Annotated in this window: 1 protein-coding gene; it reads right to left on the reverse strand. The window is 44.9% G+C overall.

Annotated features, from left to right (window positions below):
• Window positions 1–1,032, reverse strand: a 1,032-nt coding sequence (locus KDK18_RS07165) for a hypothetical protein (protein ID WP_257254196.1), incomplete at its 3' end; no start/stop codon positions are given.
• Window positions 1,033–1,168: the final 136 nt, after the last annotated feature.

Consider the following 1,168-nt stretch of genomic DNA (forward strand, 5'->3'; position numbering starts at 1 on the left):
CTGTCCGCTGCTGTTTTGCCCGGTGCATATCAGATTAAAACCTGTAGCATTACCGACTTTATGTTTCTTCGTGTAGTCTGCTACGCCCGCAATGTAGATGATATCACCCTTTTTGATATCCTGTTCTGACAGTTCCCTGTCAGTTCTATCAGTGCGGGTTTCATCAATGTGCGAAAGATTGTAAAACAGATCATGGATAGGGTTGCTGAAATCGATCGATCTTAAATTTTCAGCCATATTCGCGAAGTTAGAAGAGCTTTTGCTAATCGTGCGGGAAATTCTGAACTTTGCGACCGGTGCACCAAAGATCCGATTGAATTCGTCGGTCCCAATGATGGATTCAATGGCTCGATACTGACAGGCCAGCAGGGTTGTCGCACAGTCTGCAATGGTAGGGCCATGAAAAAAAGCATTCAGACACTCACTGGGTGTATGCCCGTTATCCTTTGCTACAAAGCTGGATATGTAACTCCTATCAAAATATTTTGGTAGTGTGTGCTGCAAGAGGTTAATACCGTTTGAAAGCCTGGGAAGTTCATAGTGCATATAATCCTCATCATAAAAAACACCCAGACGTTTTCTTACTTCCTGCACATTTGGCGAACGAGAAGCATTGAAGATTGTCGTGACCAAGCCATTGCCAAACTGGGTAAAACTTACGTTCATTGACGGAACTTGATTATTAAAGCTTGTCATGACTGAGCTCCGCTCTTCGTATGATGTGTTAAGCTGCCGGAGCCAACCAATCGTTTTATTGGCAAATTGTTCATCCATGGGCTCATTACTGTCACTTACCGGGAAGGGTTTGTATGAGGGCGTTATCGTGCCTAAAGATTTGAAATGAACTGCCAGAATAGCATTGTCAGCTCGTAAGACAGAGGCATCAGAGGACGGATGACATTGTTTTGAACCTTGTGCAGACAGGACAGTACCGCCAGCGTCACTACCAGAATCTTCAATTGTTCTTTCCCTCAGGCTCTGCGTCTGCCCGCTTGAATCCACCCTTTCTTTCAGGTTGTCAGCGACGCTCATCTCAGCAACATTATCTGATGGCGAGGGCTTTACACTTCTTGAGGTGGAACCTGAAGAAATGGGAGGGGGGTTATTTTCAGCCGTTATTTTAGAAGATTCAGTCTCTGTTTTTCCGGATTGGAAAGGTAGACCAAAC

The sequence above is a fragment of the Endozoicomonas sp. SESOKO3 genome (genome assembly GCF_024606255.1).